The following is a 15,979-nucleotide window of genomic DNA, read 5'->3' as shown; positions in this document are numbered from 1 at the left end:
GGATATATCCGCCCTTTTTTTATTCCTTCGGCTACCACCCGCCCTGGCGTCTATGCTTTTATCTTACCCGTTACGAGGAAGATACTGATGCATACGCCCCAGCCCAAACCGGTTTCCGACCAAACGCTGTCATTGATCGATCGCTACTGGCGCGCCGCAAATTACCTTTCGGTCGGGCAAATCTACCTGATGGATAACCCACTGCTGCGCGAACCGCTGCGCCCTGAGCACATCAAACCGCGCCTGCTTGGTCACTGGGGCACCACGCCGGGCCTGAATTTTATCTACGCCCATCTGAATCGCATCATCTGTGAGCGCGACCTTAACCTGCTCTACATCTGCGGACCAGGGCACGGCGGGCCGGGCATGGTTGCCAATACCTGGCTAGAAGGCACCTACAGCGAAATCTGGCCAGCGATCGGTGCCGATGCCGAAGGAATGAAAAAACTCTTTAAGCAGTTCTCGTTTCCCGGCGGCATTCCGAGCCACGCCGCGCCCGAAACGCCGGGTTCCATTCACGAAGGCGGCGAGCTGGGTTACTCACTGGTTCACGCCTTCGGTGCGGCCTTTGATCATCCTGATTTGATTGTGCCGTGCGTGATTGGCGACGGCGAGGCCGAAACCGGGCCGCTGGCCGCCAGCTGGCACGGCATAAAATTCCTCAACCCCGCTCGCGACGGCGCCGTATTACCCATTTTGCATCTGAACGGCTACAAAATCGCCAGCCCGACGATCCTCGGCCGCACCAGCGACGATGAACTGAAACAGCTTTTTGAGGGCTACGGCTACGAACCGCTGTTTGTGACCGGTGACGATCCGCAAAAAATGCACCGGGAGATGGCCCATACGCTGGATATCACTTTTGATCGCATTCAACACTTTCAGCGCGCCGCACGGGAAAACGCGGCGCAGGGCGTACCACGCTGGCCAATGATTATCCTGCGCAGCCCGAAAGGCTGGACCGGCCCGAAAACCGTTGAGGGTAAAAAAGTGGAAGGCTTCTGGCGCGCTCATCAGGTGCCGGTTTCAGCCTGCCGCGAGAACGACGAACACCGTCAGATTTTAGCATCATGGCTGCAAAGCTATCGGGCGGAGGAGCTGTTTGACGAGGCGGGCCGGCTGAGGCCTGAGCTTAAGGCGCTGGCACCGCAGGGCGAAAAGCGCATGGGCGCCACGCCGTACGCCAATGGCGGGCGATTACGTAAGCCGCTTGAAACGCCGGATATTCGCCGGTTCGCGGTGAACGTTGCGCAACCGGGCGAAACCCAGGCGCAGTCCACGGCGGTGCTGGCCGATTACCTGAGCGCGATCTTTGAAAGCAACCCGGACAATTTCCGCCTGTTCGGCCCGGACGAAACGGCCTCTAACCGTCTCAGCAACGTCTTTAACGTTACCAGCCGTCGCTGGATGGAAGAGACCCGCCCTTACGATGAGCAACTGGCTGCGGACGGACGCGTTATGGAGATCCTCAGCGAGCACCAGTGCCAGGGCTGGCTGGAAGGCTATCTGTTAACCGGCCGACACGGGCTGTTTAACTGTTACGAGGCGTTTATTCATATCATCGACTCAATGTTCAACCAGCACGCGAAATGGCTGAAGGTCTCGCGCAAGCTCCCGTGGCGTGAACCCATCTCTTCCCTGAACTATCTGCTCTCATCGCACGTCTGGCGACAGGATCACAACGGCTACAGCCATCAGGACCCGGGTTTTATCGATCACGTTGCCAATAAAAAAGCGGATATTGTCCGTATTTACCTGCCGCCGGATGCCAATACGCTGTTGTGGGTGGGCGATCACTGCCTGAACACCTGGAACCGCATCAACGTGATCATCGCCGGTAAACAGCCGGAACCGCAGTGGCTGACCATGGAGGCGGCGATCCAACACTGTGAAAAAGGGATGGGCATCTGGCGATGGGCGGGGAATGAAACGGCCGACAACCCTGCCGAGGTCGTCATGGCCTGCGCCGGCGACGTGCCGACCATGGAGACGATGGCAGCGGTGGATCTGCTGCGTCAGTACCTGCCCGACCTGCGCGTTCGCGTGGTTAACGTTGTCGATCTGCTGGCATTACAAACGAAAGATCAGCATCCACACGGCCTGAGCGAGGCGGAGTTCGATGCAATATTTACCCCTGATAAGCCGGTGATTTTCGCCTTTCACGGCTATCCATCGCTGGTACATCGCCTCAGTTACCTGCGCACTAACCACCGTAACTTCCATGTCCGCGGCTTCATTGAAGAGGGCACCACCACCACGCCGTTTGATATGACGGTACTGAACGAGCTGGATCGCTATCACCTGGCGCAGGAGGCGATTCTGCGCGTGCCGGGACTTCAGGAAAAAGCCGGCGACGTGCTGGATGCCCTTCAGGAAAAACTCGCCGCGCATCATGCTTACGTGCGCGAACACGGCGAAGACATTCCTGAAGTGCAAAACTGGAAATGGCCATCGCAGCAGGACAACAGCAACATGCCGGAATAACGCCTGAGCGGCCATGTGCCGCTCTTTTACCTGAAGGCTTCCATCAGCATCCAGAATGTGGTTACCAGCAGCGACAGCGCCATCACGCTGTTAAACAGACGCAGCTTCCAGGCCACCTGCAAATGCTTTCCAAGCCGGTTTCCGGCCGCGGCCCACAGCAGAATACAGGGTAAATTCAGCAGCGCAAAACCTGCGACGACCGTTACCACGCTGCTGCTGGCGGTATATACCAGCATCACATTACAGGTCATCAGCCAGGCTTTGGGATTGACCGCCTGAAACAGTGCGCCGCCCAGAACAGACATCGGTCTGGCCTTTTCCTGCATCTCAGGCGCGCCCGCGCGAAAAATTTTCCAGCTCAGCCACACCAGCCAGGCACAGCCAAGCATCGTCAGGGGCAGTTTGATCACGCTCATCCAACTGAGTAAAACATCTAACAGCAATGAAGCGATGATCATTTGCAGTGCACATCCGAGCGTGATGCCAAACATCATCGGTAAGGTGCGCCGCAGGCCAAAATTGACGCCGGACGTCGCCAGCATCAGGTTGTTCGGGCCTGGGGTGATCGACATCACCGTGACATAGCTAAAAAAAGAGGGATCGAGCATAGTAAGATTTCCTGCCGCCTGATAAGAACTCCATCATAAAAGCAGAAAAGCAATGGTAACAGATTCAGAGATACACTATTGTAATGAGTACAATAAGGTTATTTTAGCAATTGTACCCATCATCTGTTGAGGTTACTGTGTCCGTTATCGATCCTCAGGAAAGCACGCTCTATTCGCAACTGGCGGAAACGCTGGCCGATGCCATTCACAACGGCACGTTCGCGCCGGGGAGCCGTTTGCCTGCGCTGCGTCGCTGCGCCAGTCATCATCAGGTCAGCATTAATACCGTGTTGGCCGCCTATCGGATTCTGGAAGATCGCGGTCTGATCGCTGCACGCCCGCAGTCGGGCTACTTCGTGCGCAGCGTGTTGCCGTCGATCATGACCCGGCCCGACCATCGTGCCAGCGTGCATTCGCCCAGCAGTGAAAAACTGGATTTAATCGACGCGGTTTTTGCCGCCCAGAACCATCCTGACTACACCAATATCTCCCTTGCCTGCCCGCAGAACAGTGATTTTTTCCCCACGGCGAAAATCAGCCGCATCATGGCATCGCTGATGCGTCGTGAACCCGAGCTGATAGGCCGCTACGCGCTGCCGCCCGGCAGCCAGCGCCTGCGTCGCGAGGTGGCGCGCCGCTCGATGGATTTAGGCATTCGCCTGACGGCAGAAGATGTCACGCTGACGCATGGCTGTATGGAAGCGTTGCAGTTGGCTCTGCGGACGGTCACCCGTCCGGGCGACTGCGTAGGGCTGGAAACACCGACCTATTTTTATCTTTTTCCGCTGCTGGCCAGCCTCGATTTAAAGGTCATTGAGATCCCGACCGATCCCCGGCATGGCCTGTCGCTTGACGCCCTGGAAATGCTGCTACGCGAAAAGCGGCTGAATGCCATTGTGGCGATGCCCACCGTGCAAAACCCGTTGGGATTCACCATGAGGCTGGAGGACAAAAAAAGGCTGGCAAAGCTGGTGAATGATTATCAGGTTCCGCTGATTGAGGACGGTTTGTATGGCGAGCTACAATTTTGCTGGCCACTGTCGCCTGCGGTAAAAGCGTTCGATCGGGATGGCTGGGTACTTTACTGTACCGGCTACACAAAAACGGTTGCGCCTGATTTCCACGTTGGCTGGATTGCGGCAGGACGTTTCACCCGAACGCTGGCCAGACTGAAGTCCGTTTCATCGTTGACCGAATCGCGCTTGCTGTCCGAAACGCTGGGGCATTTCCTTGAGTCGGGCGGCTATGATCATCACCTGCGGACGCTGCGCCGTCGTTATGCTGCTCAGGTGGACGAGGCACGCGGCATCATTGCCCGCCACTTTCCGCAGGGCACGCGAGCCACGCTGCCTGAAGGCGGCTTTGTCTTCTGGGTTGAGCTGCCCGGAAACCTCGACAGCGTGGCGCTTTTTCACCGCCTGCTTCAGGAAAAGATCTGCCTGACGCCCGGCGCGCTCTATACGCTCAGCGATCGCTGCAACAGCGCGCTGCGGCTTTCATGCTGCTACCCGTTCGACGACCGCTACACCTGGGCGCTGAAGCGAACCGGCGCGCTGGCGTGTGAAATGAGCGGTATTGCCGCAAACGGCGACTAAGGCGTGCCGTTACGGCCCCATTTCGCATAGCCTTTTCTTACGGTCAACCGCTCATAATAGGCGCGTACGGCGGGTAAGTCGGCGTGATCCAACGGCGTCTCAAACCAGCGGTTCACCGACAGTCCGATCGGGATGTCCGCCAGCGAAAACGCCTCGCCGGCTATAAAGCCCCCCGTACGCGCGAGCTGTTCGTTGAGCAGCGTCATCATCTGGTTCCAGCCTTTGCAGGCCGCCGCCAGCAAACGTGCGTCCTGATGCGCGGGCGAGTGGCGCACCAGCGACATAAAAGCATATCGCCATGAAGTGTTGAGTTCGGTAGCCTGCCAGTCCAGCCACTGATCGACCCTGGCGCGTGCGCGCGGCTCTTGCGGATAGAGCCATTCGGCCTGTCGTGTATTTGCCAGGTAGCGAATAATAGCGTTAGATTCCCACAGGATGAAGTCGTCTTCCTGAAGTACCGGGATCAGCGAATTGGGATTAAGTGCTTTAAAGGTGGGATCCTGCAACGATTTTTGCCCTTCTCCCCACTCCTCACGCTGGAAAGGGAGAGCGAGCTCCTCACAAGCCCAAAGCACTTTTCTGACGTTAATTGATGAGGCGCGTCCTAAAATTTTTAACATAAGGCTGATACTCTTCAATCAATAAAAATGGACGGACTCTAAACTATGACCTGGTTGCGCCCCTTTAAACAAGTCGATGTGTTCACTTCTTCACCCCTTAACGGCAATCCGCTGGCGGTCGTGCTGGATGCCAGCGGCCTGAGCGATGCGCAGATGCAGGCGATGGCGAGCTGGACAAACCTGTCCGAAACGACTTTTGTGCTGCCGCCTGAAAACGCTGCGGCGGACTATCGCGTTCGGATATTCACACCGGATACCGAGCTGCCCTTCGCAGGCCACCCTACGCTTGGTACCGCGCATGCGCTGCTGGAAAACGGCCTCGACCCTAAAACGCCCGGACAACTGGTGCAGGAGTGCGCGCTCGGTTTGATCACGGTGAAAATTGGCGCGGAAGGCGCGCTGGCTTTTGCCGCGCCGGAAGCGACGATGACGGCGTTCAGCGATGCGTCGATCGGCAGCGCGCTTAACAGCCCGTCAATTGACACCACGCTGCCGGTGACCATCGCGGATATGGGGATCCGCTGGCTCCTGATCCCGCTGACCTCAGCGGCGGCGGTGCTCAGCGTTAAGCCGGATGTGGCGGGACTGGCGCGTCTGCTCTGCAAAGCCAGCGTCAACGGCGTCATGATATTTGGCCCGCTGGCGGGCGAAAATGAGCAGTATGAAGTGCGTGCGCTGCTGATTGAACAGGGCTCGCTGACGGAAGATCCGGTTACCGGTAGCGCCAACGCCTGCCTGGCGCGCTACTTTCAGGCACTGGGCGTTGAGCTGGATTATCGTGTGCGTCAGGGCAGCGCGCTGCATCGCGCGGGCCGTCTCAGCGTCTCCAGGACCGCCGACGGCGTGTGGATCGGCGGCCTGGTCACCACGGTGATTGATGGCACGCTGCGGCTCTGACTGCGGGGTGGCTTAAAGGAACATGCCGCCGGAGGCTTCGATGCGCTGACCATTCACCCAGCGGCTCTCATCGCTGAGGATTTGCGCCACCGCATCGCCGATATCGTCCGGTAGTCCGACGCGTCCCAGCGCGGTTTGCGAAGCGACAAAGGCGTTCACTTCCGGATTATCACGCACCATTCCGCCGCTGAAGTCAGTGGCGATAGCGCCCGGCGCCAGAATATTTACCGTGATGCGACGTTCGCCAAGCTCTTTCGCCTGATAGCGCGTCAGCACTTCCATGGCACCCTTCACCGCCGCATAAGCGCCGGAGCCTGGCAGGCTGAAGCGCGCCAGTCCGCTGGAAATATTCAGAATGCTGCCGCCATCGGCCATCAGTGGTAACAGCGTCTGCGTAAGAAAGAACGGGCCTTTAAAATGGACGTTTACCACTTCATCAAACTGCGCTTCAGTAGTCTCTACAAAACTGGCATGCAGCGAGGTGCCTGCATTGTTCAATAAATAATCAAAAGAATCACGTTGCCAGACGTTTTTAAGCTGTTTTTGCACGTTGCGGGCAAAGTCAGCAAAGCTGCCGCTGTCCGCCACATCGAGCTGAAGCGCCACCGCGCGGGCACCAAGCGCTTCAATACGCTCTACCACCGTCTGCGCCTGTTCTCCACCATTGCGCCACGTTAAAATAATATCAACGCCTTTTTTCGCCAGCTTCAGCGCTGCATTTTCACCTAAACCCCGGTTTCCACCGGTGATCACTGCGATTTTATTGCTCATTCTCTTCTCCGTTTGTTGTGCTGTGGACAAAATCAAGGATATTACTGCTGAAATAAACTATAAATACCCTTACGAGCGCTTCACTGTTTCATTTCAGGCAACAAAAAGCGAAAAAATGGATAAAGTTCACGCAATGCAGGTTTTTGTCAGGGTAGCGGAACTGCAAAGTTTTACCCGTGCCGCTGAAAGCCTCGGCCTGCCGAAAGGCAGCCTCTCCCGCCAGATCCAGGCGCTGGAAAACACGATGGGCGTCCGGTTGCTGCATCGCACCACGCGGCGCGTGCAGCTTACCCAGGATGGTTTGGTCTATTACGATCGCTGCCGCGACGTGCTGGCGACGCTGGAGGAGATGGATTCACTGTTTCAACACGATCCCGCCACGCTGAGCGGACGGCTGCGCGTTGATATGCCGGTCAGCATGGCCAGTGATTTTATTCTGCCGCAGCTTCCTGCCTTTCTTCAGCAGTACCCCGGCATCGAACTTGAGTTGAGCAGCAGCGACCGGCGGGTTGACGTGGTGCGGGAAGGTTTTGATTGCGTAATACGCGTGGGTACGCTGGCCGACTCCGGGCTGATCGCCCGCCCGCTCGGTTCGCTGACCCTGGTCAACTGCGCCAGCCCGGATTATCTGGCCCGTTTCGGCACGCCAACCTCACTGGACGATCTTGCACAGCATGCGATGGTGCACTACAGCCAGCAGTTGGGAGCGCCCTCTTCCGGCTTTGAGTTTTTTGATGGCAAAATCTGTCGTTACGTGAAAACCGGCGGCGCGGTCACGGTCAACAGTACGGAGACCTATCGTGCAGCCTGTCTGGCCGGTTTAGGCATTATTCAGGCGCCGGAGTGCGGCGCGCGCGCGGCGCTGAAAGAAAAAACGCTGGTGGAAATTCTGCCGCAGTTTCGCGCAGAACCGATGCCGGTTTCGCTACTTTATCCACACCGTCGCAACCTTGCGCGTCGGGTTCAGGTTTTCATGGAATGGCTGACGCAGGCGATGAAACGCTACGTTGCCTGAGCGGCAGTCTATAATTCCACTTAACATTCTCTTTTAAAGGACACGCTAACGACATGAAGGAAAACTCATCCGTCGGGGATCACACCGATGAGAAGCCGGCCATTGACATTAAAACCGGCAATAAAACTGTCGATAAGTCTATTTCACGCGTTTCTCGCTTCGTGAGCAGGGTCGAAGCCATTCCCGCTGTCGCCCATTTCATGCGTGCCGGCGAGCGTTTTAATGACCGTCTGGGCAGCCAGTTTGGCGCGGCAATCACCTATTTCTCTTTCTTATCGCTCATCCCGATCCTGATGGTCTCTTTTGCCGCCGTCGGGTTTGTGCTGGCTTCCCATCCTGATCTGTTGACCGAGCTGATTGGCAAGATAGTCAACAGCATCAGCGATCCCACCCTCGCGACCACGCTGAAAAACACGGTCAATACCGCCGTGCAGCAGCGCACTACCGTGGGCCTGACCGGGTTGCTGATCGCACTTTATTCAGGCATCAGCTGGATGGGGAATCTGCGGGAAGCCATCCGCGCGCAGTTTCGCGACGTCTGGGAACGCAGAAAGCAGGAAAAAGAGAAAATCTATTTTAAATACACCCGCGATCTGATCTCGCTTATCGGCCTGGTGGTGGCGCTGATTGTCACGCTGTCGCTGACCTCAATCGCTGGCGCGGCGCAGGAAAGCATCGTTGAAGCCCTTGGGCTGTCCCATGTTGAATGGCTCAGACCGGTGATGACGCTGATTGCCCTGACGATTTCAATCATGGCTAACTATCTGCTGTTCCTGTGGATTTTCTGGATTCTGCCGCGCCATAAACCGCGCAAAAAAGCGCTGTTTCGCGGCACGCTGCTGGCAGCTATTGGGTTTGAAGTGATCAAATTTATTATGACGCTGACGCTGCCCAAGCTTGCCTCGTCGCCATCCGGCGCGGCCTTTGGGTCAGTATTGGGGCTGATGGCGTTTTTCTACTTCTTCGCCCGACTGACGTTATTTTGCGCCGCCTGGATCGCCACCGCAGACGGCGAACCGAAAGAAGCTGGCGCGGAAGCAGCAGAACCGGCGAAGTAGTTACCCCTTCTGCCCTGACGGCTGTAGGATTTGGCAGCTGTGATCCTGAAGCTCCTCCGCCGAGGCGCGGTTGAGCTTCAGCAGGTTGCGTTTTGTTACCATCAGGGCGCGGCGCCCGTCCGGCAGCGCAGCAATCGCAATACTGTATTTCCCCATCTCCTCGCGCGCGCCAGGCAGCTCATTGGCGATGCGAATAAACGGGCTCGTTCTCTTCATTTCATCACGCGTAATGGTGCGGATCTGGTAATCGTTACCGGCAAGCTGCGTGGATTGCCAGTGGTCATTCAGCGTGCTGTTAAGCGTGTCGAGCCGCTGGCGAATATCAGGCCGCAGACAGGAAATATGAATGTGCAGCTGTTTTTGCGTTCTGCCGGTCGGCGAGTTGATGGTCAGTGAAAACACCCTGTCGTCGATAAGCGCTCCACGGCGTTCTTCCATATAGTGTCGCGCGCGCCAGGCTTCAGCGAAAAAGTTAGGCGTAGCGGGATTAAGAAGCTGCGGACTTTCGATACCGGTAATTCTGTTAACCGGCACAAGGAGGTATTGCAGAGGGCCATTGCGGTCTTTCATCACCACAAAACCGTTGCGAAGATCGACGATGCGGCAGGGAGTGGGATCGTTATTTTCTTGCTGATTGGGCACGCATTGCTCGCGGACCGTTTTCCACAGTGCATTGGCACTCTTTTTATGGAATACCACCGAGGCGCAACCCGCCGTTATGACTATACCTGTTATCGCAACTGCTAACAGGACTCGCTTTCGCGCCTGCATGATCTACGCCTCTGAACATCACCTGTTCACAATGTAAATGAACAGGTGATAAAGATCATGTCAAATAATCAATCGCGGCGACTATTAAAGATGCTTAACGCTGCATCGCGCGATCGTAAGTTCCACCATTGCCAAAATGGGTTTTCTGCGCTTCGCTCCAGCCGCCGAATTTTGCATCGTCAATCGTAAACAGTTTAACCGGCGCAAACTTATCGGCATACTTTTTCACGACGTTGGGATCGCGTGGGCGATAGTAATTTTGCGCGGCGATCTCCTGGCCTTCCGGCGAGTAAAGATACTTAAGATATTCTTCAGCAACTTTACGCGTATCACGCTCATCAACCACTTTATCGACGACGGAAACGGTGGGTTCTGCCAGGATTGATTCGCTCGGCGTTACGATTTCAAACTTGTCTTTGCCTAACTTGTTTACCGCCAGGTAGGCTTCGTTTTCCCATGCAATCAATACGTCACCAATGCCACGCTCAACAAATGTATTGGTTGCGCCGCGTGCACCGGAGTCCTGTACCTCAACGTTTTTAAACAGCGCCTTGATGTAATCCTGCGCTTTGGCTTTGTCGCCATTGTTTTGATCCAGCGCCCAACCCCACGCGGCCAGATAGTTCCAGCGAGCGCCGCCAGAAGTTTTCGGGTTTGGGGTAATAACAGAAACGCCTGGTTTGGTTAAGTCCTGCCAGTCGTGGATCTGCTTAGGATTGCCTTTGCGAACCAGGAAAACGATCGTGGAGGTATAAGGCGCGGAGTTGTCCGGCAGCCGTTTGATCCAGTTCTTATCGATGCGGCCGCGTTCGGCAATGGCATCAACGTCTGACGCGAGCGCTAACGTCACCACGTCCGCACGAATACCGTTAATTACCGAGGTCGCCTGCTTGCCGGAGCCGCCATGCGACTGGCGGATCACCACGTTATCGCCCGTTTCCTGCTTATAATGGGCGCTGAACGCCTTATTGTACTGCTCATACAGCTCGCGCGTTGGATCGTATGAGACGTTCAGTAGCTGAACATCTTTAGCTAACACGCTGGTTGATGCCAGGATCAGGGTTAATCCTACACTCCACTTCTTCATTGATGCGCTCCCGGGGATGAATGCTTACCGAGAGCGTGACATAAAGTGTTTCATGAATTAAAGAATTAAAAATAAGCTGTAATAACTAAAGAGTATAACGCAATGCATAAGAAAGGCGCTGTCGCCAGCGCCCAACGATTTAGTAGAGTCGTTTAGCAGTATCCAGCCAGTCACCTTTAAACGGACGCTTCATATTTTCGATAGCGTCAATGATGTCATGGTGAACCATTTTCTCGTTTTGGATGCCCACGCAGCGGCCACCGTAGCCCTGCAACAGCAGCTCAATAGAGTAAGCGCCCATCCGTGAGGCCAGGATGCGGTCATAGGCCACCGGCGCGCCGCCGCGCTGGATGTGTCCCAGCACCGTTGAACGCGTTTCGCGTTTGGTTTCAGACTCGATGTATTTCGCCAGTTCGTCGATATCGCAGATATGTTCGGTAATAGCCACGATAGCGTGTTTTTTACCTTTCGCGATGCCCGCTTTAATCTCTTCAACCAGCTCTTCACGCGTATACGGGATTTCCGGCAGCACGATAAATTCGCAGCCGCCCGCGATGGCCGCTGCCAGCGTCAGATCGCCGCAGTAACGCCCCATCACCTCAACGATAGAGATACGCTGATGCGAGGAAGAGGTATCACGCAGGCGGTCAATCGCTTCAACCACCGTTTCCAGCGCGGTAAAATAGCCAATGGTGTAATCGGTGCCCGCGACGTCATTATCAATGGTGCCCGGCAGGCCAATGCAGGGGAAACCCATTTCCGTCAGGCGTTTTGCGCCCATATAGGAGCCGTCACCGCCGATAACCACCAGCGCATCGATACCGCGCTTTTTCATGTTTTCAATCGCAACGGTACGAACAGCTTCTTCACGGAATTCCGGAAAACGCGCGGAGCCGAGGAACGTGCCGCCGCGGTTAATCATGTCAGAGACGCTATAGCGATCGAGATTGATCATGCGATCTTCATACAAGCCAAGATAGCCATCGTAGATGCCGCACACTTCAAGACCTTCGCTCAACGCAGCGCGAACCACGCCGCGAATCGCTGCGTTCATACCCGGAGCGTCACCGCCGCTTGTCAGTACACCGATTTTTTTAATCATGACAACCTCTGAACTTGTTAATGCAAATGTAAATTCTGGACGCCGGGTCACACGACGCAAGCGAGCTTATCGCTGAATATCTGCAATAGTATATCAAAGCCAGTTTGCTGAATTGATTCAGGTCAGTCATCAAACGGCTATTTTTTTTGCACAGTATCACGTTTTCGCCCTTAAAACCGTTAACCCGTTTATTTATCAGGCAAAACGACCGATTCACGCTCGTGCGGCATAACGCTGGAAATGGGGTCCAGGTGGATAATGACATCCGATCCGGGAAAACGTTTTAACAGCGCGATTTCAACCTCGTCTCCGAACCGATGCGCCTGATCAAGCGGCAAATTATCGTCCATTTCTAAATGCAGCTGGATAAAGCGGGTCGGGCCGGACTGCCGGGTTCGGATATCGTGCGCGCCGATAACGCCAGGCCAGCGCGAGGCAATGTCGATTATTGCCTGTCGCTCATCATCCGGTAGCGCGCGATCCAACAGCGCCTGAACGGCCTCATAACCCAGCCGTAGCGCACTGAATAAAATCCAGACGCCAATGCCCAGGGCAAACAGCGCGTCGGCACGTTTAAATCCATACCAGCTCAGCCCCAGTGCGACAAGAATGGCGCCGTTCATTATTACGTCAGACTGATAGTGAAGCATATCGGCGCGAATCGCCTGGCTGCGCGTTTTACGCACCACCCAACGCTGAAAGGTTACCAGCACCATCGTCAGGCCGAGCGCAATGAGCGTCACCACCATCCCTACCAGCGGCGCACGCATCGGCGCGGGCGAGGCAAGGTGTTGGAGACCGGTAAGAAACAGAAACAGCGCAGAGCCTGAAATAAACATGCTTTGCGCCAGCGCCGCGAGCGATTCTGCCTTGCCGTGGCCAAACGTATGCTCTTCATCAGCAGGTTGAAGAGAATAGCGCACCACGAAAAGGTTGGTCAGCGACGCGGCAATATCAACCAGCGAATCAACCAGCGCGGCCAGCACGCTGACCGAGCCGGTGTACCACCAGGCAAAAATTTTCACAATCAACAGCAGAGAAGCGAGCGTGGTTGCCGCCAGAGCAGCCGCGTTTACCAACCGGGCGTAGGGATATTCCATGCCAAACTCCATAAGGATCGGAAGGTAATTATAATGAATTTTGAGCAAAAAAAAGCCCCGCCATCATGGCGGGGAAGACAGGGATGTGTCTATGGCAAGGAAAACAGGGATACTATGTTACTGGTTACGGCATTACTGACTACTGCTGGTACTACTACTTGCTGCATGCAGCGATGAAGGCTGCTGCAAACTGGTCAGCTGGCGCATTTTATCCATGCGCTGCTGATGTTTCTGTTTTAAAACGTCCTGCTGGGCTGGCGTAAGGAGCTGATACATCTTGTTGCGCACACGCGCCATTTCAACCTGACGCGTTACTTCCGCCTGCGCGATTCTGTCCAGCTCTGCCTTGTAGGCCGTTTCATTAAAATTCTCTGCAATGACTAGTTTATGCAGTTGATCTAAATCGTTAATACTTATGAGAGAATGCTCTCGGCGCGTTTGACGCATTAAATCGCGCATCTGCTGGCGCTGCTGCTCAGTGAGGCTGATACCATCAAACATGTGTGTTTGAGGAATCTGCGTCATACTGCGTGGCGCCGCCTCGCTTTGAGGCATGCCATCAGTTGTCGCCACCTCGGCGGCCCCTGCGGCTGAAAATGCTATGATCAGCGCCGGTATCACAACGACGGCTGCTGTTGCTTTGCGCATCGTTAACTCCCGGTCCATATTTCGATTCAACGAAATCCAGTCTACGGACAACGCTGCAAACATGCGTCAGGCGGTGTAAAACTACGTAAAGTCATGGATTGACAGCATTCGTTCACGGTATTTTGCCTGCGGAGGGCAATAAAAAATGAATAAAATCCTGTTGGTTGACGATGATCGCGAATTGACTTCGCTGCTTAAAGAATTGCTTGAAATGGAAGGGTTTGAAGTGGTTGTTGCTGGCGACGGCGAACAAGCGCTGGCCTTGTTAGATAACACAGTTGATTTACTCTTACTCGACGTGATGATGCCGAAGAAAAACGGTATCGACACGCTTAAAGAACTGCGTCAGCAACATCAGACGCCGGTGATTATGCTTACCGCTCGCGGAAGCGAGCTGGACCGCGTTTTGGGGCTGGAACTGGGCGCAGACGACTATCTGCCTAAACCGTTTAACGATCGTGAACTGGTGGCCCGTATTCGCGCCATTCTGCGTCGTTCTAACTGGAGTGAGCAGCAACAGCAGCACGATAGCAGTTCGCCGACGCTGGAGGTCGATCATCTGCGGCTTAACCCAGGGCGCCAGGAGGCCAGCTTTGACGACCTGACGCTGGATCTGACCGGCACGGAATTCACTCTGCTTTACCTGCTGGCGCAGCATCTGGGTCAGGTGGTTTCTCGTGAGCATCTGAGTCAGGAAGTGCTTGGCAAGCGTCTGACGCCGTTCGATCGCGCTATCGATATGCACATTTCGAACCTGCGACGTAAGCTTCCGGATCGCAAGGATGGTCATCCCTGGTTCAAAACGCTGCGCGGCCGTGGCTATCTGATGGTTTCCGCTACATGATTTCCAGCCTTACCACCCGCATATTCGCCATTTTCTGGCTGACTCTCGCACTGGTGCTGATGCTGGTGCTGATGGTTCCCAAGCTTGATACCCGCCAGATGACGTCGCTGCTTGATAACGAGCAGCGGCAGGGCACGATGATTGAGCAGCACGTTGAGGCTGAGTTGAGGCAGGATCCGCCCAACGATCTTATGTGGTGGCGCAGGCTGTTTCGCGCAATTGATAAATGGGCGCCGCCGGGCCAGCGACTTCTGCTGGTCACCAGCGAAGGCCGCGTGATTGGCGCTCAGCATAATGAAATGCAGGTAATCCGTAATTTTATCGGGCAATCTGATAACGCCGATCGACCGCAGAAGAAAAAGTACGGCCGGGTTGAGATGGTCGGGCCGTTTTCCGTTCGCGATGGTGAAGACAGCTACCAGCTTTATTTGATTCGCCCGGCGGGCAGTTCCCAGCTTGACTTCATCAACCTGCTTTTTGACCGTCCGCTGCTGCTGCTGATGGTCACAATGTTAATCAGTTCGCCGCTGCTGCTCTGGCTCGCCTGGAGCCTGGCAAAACCCGCAAGGAAACTGAAGCATGCGGCAGATGACGTGGCGGCCGGTAATCTGCGGCAGCACCCTGAACTGGAAGCAGGCCCGCAGGAGTTTCTGGCGGCCGGTGCCAGTTTTAATCAGATGGTCAGCGCGCTTGAACGCATGATGAACGGGCAGCAACGACTGCTGTCGGATATCTCGCACGAGCTGAGAACGCCGCTGACGCGGCTGCAACTGGCTACGGCGCTGATGCGCCGCCGCCAGGGCGAAGGGAAAGAGCTACAGCGCATCGAGATGGAAGCCCAGCGCCTCGACGGCATGATTAACGATCTGTTGGTGCTGTCGCGCACGCAGCACAAAAACGCGCTGGTTAGCGAGGCGTTGAAGGCCAATCACCTGTGGTCTGACGTGCTGGACGATGCCAAATTTGAAGCAGAGCAAATGGGTAAAACGCTGGACGTACCCTATCCGCCAGGGCCGTGGCCGCTTTACGGCAACCCAAATGCGCTCGACAGCGCGCTGGAAAACATTGTGCGTAATGCGCTACGCTACTCATATTCAAAGATTTCCGTCAGCTTTGCCGTGGATAAACAGGGCATTACCATTCACGTTGATGATGATGGCCCCGGCGTGAGTGAAGAAGATCGCGAGCAGATTTTCCGACCGTTCTATCGTACTGACGAGGCGCGCGATCGGGAATCAGGCGGAACGGGACTGGGCCTGGCGATTGTTGAAACGGCGATCCAGCAACATCGCGGTTGGGTTAAAGCCGACGACAGCCCGCTTGGCGGCCTGCGCCTGACGCTCTGGCTGCCGCTTTACTCCAGCAAAAACTGAGATAGT

The 15,979-nt window shown here is 55.6% G+C and carries 15 protein-coding genes; 7 read left to right on the top strand and 8 right to left on the bottom strand.

Annotated elements, in window-relative coordinates:
• The first annotated feature begins 87 nt into the window (after positions 1–87).
• On the top strand, positions 88–2,484 hold the full coding sequence (locus GS12_RS01155) for a phosphoketolase family protein (RefSeq protein WP_034943218.1): 2,397 nt from the start codon (positions 88–90) through the stop codon (positions 2,482–2,484).
• A gap of 26 nt (positions 2,485–2,510) precedes the next feature.
• Here the strand turns inward: GS12_RS01155 and GS12_RS01150 are convergent, their stop codons facing one another.
• A complete protein-coding gene (locus tag GS12_RS01150; protein WP_034943215.1) occupies positions 2,511–3,092 on the bottom strand; it encodes a LysE family translocator in 582 nt (193 codons plus the stop codon).
• Positions 3,093–3,229: 137 nt separating this feature from the next.
• Between GS12_RS01150 and GS12_RS01145 the strand changes: the two genes are divergently transcribed.
• Positions 3,230–4,687 (top strand): aminotransferase-like domain-containing protein, encoded by a 1,458-nt coding sequence (locus tag GS12_RS01145; protein ID WP_034943214.1) that lies wholly within the window; start codon positions 3,230–3,232, stop codon positions 4,685–4,687.
• On the opposite strand, the gene GS12_RS01140 is transcribed toward GS12_RS01145, so the two are convergent.
• Complete coding sequence (locus GS12_RS01140; RefSeq protein WP_034918478.1) at positions 4,684–5,307, bottom strand: glutathione S-transferase family protein; 624 nt, start codon at positions 5,305–5,307, stop codon at positions 4,684–4,686. The genes GS12_RS01145 and GS12_RS01140 overlap by 4 nt on opposite strands.
• A gap of 45 nt (positions 5,308–5,352) precedes the next feature.
• On the opposite strand from GS12_RS01140, the gene GS12_RS01135 reads away from it, so the two are divergent.
• Complete coding sequence (locus tag GS12_RS01135; RefSeq protein ID WP_034943213.1) at positions 5,353–6,204, top strand: PhzF family phenazine biosynthesis protein; 852 nt, start codon at positions 5,353–5,355, stop codon at positions 6,202–6,204.
• A 12-nt stretch (positions 6,205–6,216) separates the two neighbouring features.
• Here GS12_RS01135 and GS12_RS01130 read toward each other — a convergent pair whose 3' ends face one another.
• Positions 6,217–6,975 carry an SDR family NAD(P)-dependent oxidoreductase gene (locus GS12_RS01130; protein WP_034943211.1) on the bottom strand — a complete coding sequence of 253 codons (759 nt, stop codon included), beginning with the start codon at positions 6,973–6,975 and terminating at the stop codon, positions 6,217–6,219.
• A 115-nt stretch (positions 6,976–7,090) separates the two neighbouring features.
• Between GS12_RS01130 and GS12_RS01125 the strand changes: the two genes are divergently transcribed.
• A complete protein-coding gene (locus GS12_RS01125; protein ID WP_034919589.1) occupies positions 7,091–7,990 on the top strand; it encodes a LysR family transcriptional regulator in 900 nt (299 codons plus the stop codon).
• A 53-nt stretch (positions 7,991–8,043) separates the two neighbouring features.
• Entirely contained in the window at positions 8,044–9,048 is a 1,005-nt protein-coding gene (gene yhjD / locus GS12_RS01120; protein WP_034943209.1) for an inner membrane protein YhjD, read from the top strand.
• Here the strand turns inward: yhjD and GS12_RS01115 are convergent, their stop codons facing one another.
• The 5 genes from GS12_RS01115 to cpxP all read right to left on the bottom strand — a co-directional run bounded on the left by GS12_RS01115 (position 9,049) and on the right by cpxP (position 13,756).
• Entirely contained in the window at positions 9,049–9,819 is a 771-nt protein-coding gene (locus GS12_RS01115) for a CDP-diacylglycerol diphosphatase (protein WP_034943207.1), read from the bottom strand.
• A 94-nt stretch (positions 9,820–9,913) separates the two neighbouring features.
• Positions 9,914–10,906 carry a sulfate ABC transporter substrate-binding protein gene (locus GS12_RS01110; protein WP_034943206.1) on the bottom strand — a complete coding sequence of 331 codons (993 nt, stop codon included), beginning with the start codon at positions 10,904–10,906 and terminating at the stop codon, positions 9,914–9,916.
• 139 nt (positions 10,907–11,045) lie between these two features.
• The gene (gene pfkA / locus GS12_RS01105; RefSeq protein ID WP_034918465.1) at positions 11,046–12,008 is read right to left on the bottom strand and encodes a 6-phosphofructokinase; all 963 of its coding nucleotides are present in this window, start codon (positions 12,006–12,008) and stop codon (positions 11,046–11,048) included.
• 188 nt (positions 12,009–12,196) lie between these two features.
• Positions 12,197–13,108 carry a CDF family cation-efflux transporter FieF gene (gene fieF / locus GS12_RS01100; protein WP_034943204.1) on the bottom strand — a complete coding sequence of 304 codons (912 nt, stop codon included), beginning with the start codon at positions 13,106–13,108 and terminating at the stop codon, positions 12,197–12,199.
• Between the two features lie 132 nt (positions 13,109–13,240).
• Entirely contained in the window at positions 13,241–13,756 is a 516-nt protein-coding gene (gene cpxP / locus GS12_RS01095) for a cell-envelope stress modulator CpxP (RefSeq protein WP_034943202.1), read from the bottom strand.
• Between the two features lie 145 nt (positions 13,757–13,901).
• Here cpxP and cpxR point away from each other — a divergent pair, with 145 nt between their 5' ends.
• Together cpxR and cpxA are read left to right on the top strand one after the other, a co-directional pair.
• Positions 13,902–14,600, top strand: coding sequence for an envelope stress response regulator transcription factor CpxR (cpxR, locus tag GS12_RS01090; protein ID WP_034918460.1), 699 nt, complete (start codon positions 13,902–13,904; stop codon positions 14,598–14,600).
• Positions 14,597–15,973, top strand: coding sequence for an envelope stress sensor histidine kinase CpxA (gene cpxA, locus GS12_RS01085; protein ID WP_034918457.1), 1,377 nt, complete (start codon positions 14,597–14,599; stop codon positions 15,971–15,973). Before cpxR ends, cpxA begins: the two co-directional genes overlap by 4 nt.
• The last annotated feature ends 6 nt before the right edge of the window (positions 15,974–15,979 follow it).

The organism is Erwinia oleae (genome assembly GCF_000770305.1).
Lineage (GTDB): Bacteria > Pseudomonadota > Gammaproteobacteria > Enterobacterales > Enterobacteriaceae > Erwinia > Erwinia oleae.
This window is presented reverse-complemented; position numbering and strand designations above follow the sequence as displayed.